At 49.3% G+C, this 1,476-nt stretch carries 2 protein-coding genes; both read left to right on the forward strand.

Annotated elements, in window-relative coordinates; all coding sequences use genetic code 11:
* The coding region (locus ACSEXW_RS28180) for a helix-turn-helix domain-containing protein (protein WP_438449507.1) at window positions 1-527 on the forward strand (527 nt) is incomplete at its 5' end.
* Window positions 528-562: 35 nt separating this feature from the next.
* Window positions 563-1,429, forward strand: a complete 867-nt coding sequence (locus ACSEXW_RS28185; protein ID WP_438449508.1) for an IS3 family transposase — start codon at window positions 563-565, stop codon at window positions 1,427-1,429.
* The last annotated feature ends 47 nt before the right edge of the window (window positions 1,430-1,476 follow it).

A 1,476-nucleotide genomic window follows, 5' to 3' on the forward strand; every position in this document is an offset into this window, starting at 1 on the left:
TGAACTGTGACCCACAAGAAGGACACTTTGAAAAAAGTGACCTTCATGTGGGTCATTTGTGTTTTAATCAAGGTAAGATGAGGGGCGATACGAACATGGGAAAGTTAAAGCGAATCGTATTTACTGAAGAACAGATAAGAATGCTAGAGGCAAACCCCAACGTGCAGAAGGTGTCCGAGTCGACAATCACGTACAATCCTGCGTTCAAATTGGAGGCGTTGGAGGCCTACAGGGCGGGCCAGACGCCCTCGGAGATCTTTATCCGAGCAGGCTTTGACCTTGACGTTATCGGTCATACAAAGCCTAAAAAGAGTGTAAAGCGTTGGCGTGAAACCTATCAATTGTATGGGGAAGAAGGATTGGAAACAGACCGACGCGGAAAGAACAGCACAGGTCGTAAGACAGCAGCTGAGTTGACAGTGGAAGAAGAGTTGAAGCGAGCTCAGGCCAAAATTAAAATGCTTGAAGCGCAGGTAGACTTGCTAAAAAAGCTCGAAGCGCTCGAGCGGCAGAAGAAGAAACACTGACGGCAGCCGAGCGCTTTGAGATCATCAACCTTACAATTCGGGCATATGGCCTAAAACGCATGACGCGCTATCTGTGTGAGCTTGTAGATGTCAGTCCGAGCGGCTACTACAGATGGCTTGCAGCCGAGGATAAACGCCAACTTCGGGAAGCAGCTGACGAAGAAGACGTCGCCCTTATCCGGCAACACTTTGAGGCGCTGCGCGGTAGAGCAGGCGCGCTGGTCATTAAAATGCGACTTGAGCAGTTAGATGGTATCATCATGAACCACAAGAAGATTCGCCGCCTCATGCGAAAGGCATGCTTAGTCGCGGTCATCCGTCAGGCGAACCCCTACCGCAAGATGGCCAAAGCAACTCAAGAACACCAGACGTGTCCCAATTTGCTAGAACGCCAGTTTGACCAAGGTAAGCCCGAAAAAGTATTCCTCACCGACATCACGTATTTGCGTTACGGAAACGGACAATGGGCGTACCTTTCCTGTGTGAAGGACGGGGCCACCAGGCAGATCCTTGCTGATTGTGTTGCAGCCACGCTTGAGCTTCCAATTGTCGAACGGACAATGCAACAACTCATAGAACGATTGGATGGGAACATTCATCCGGAAGCGATCCTGCACTCCGATCAAGGGATGCATTACACCCATCCCAAAACACGTCTTCTCATCGCCGAGGCAGGCTTTAGGCAATCTATGTCGCGCAAGGGTAATTGCTGGGACAATGCCTCCATGGAGTCATTCTTCGGTCACATGAAAGATGACGTTGACTTTAGCGATTGCCAGACGATCCACGAAGTGAGAGCGCGTGTTAAGGCGTACATTAGTTATTACAATTCCGAACGATATCAGTGGACATTAAAAAAGATGACCCCTGACGAATTCAGAGGTCATCTACTAGCCTGCTAAGTTCAAGGCCTTTGTTATTAATTGTCCACAAACCGGGTCACAGTTCA

The organism is Oryzibacillus soli (genome assembly GCF_051594765.1).
In the GTDB taxonomy this organism is placed as follows: Bacteria; Bacillota; Bacilli; order Paenibacillales; family NBRC-103111; genus Paenibacillus_AR.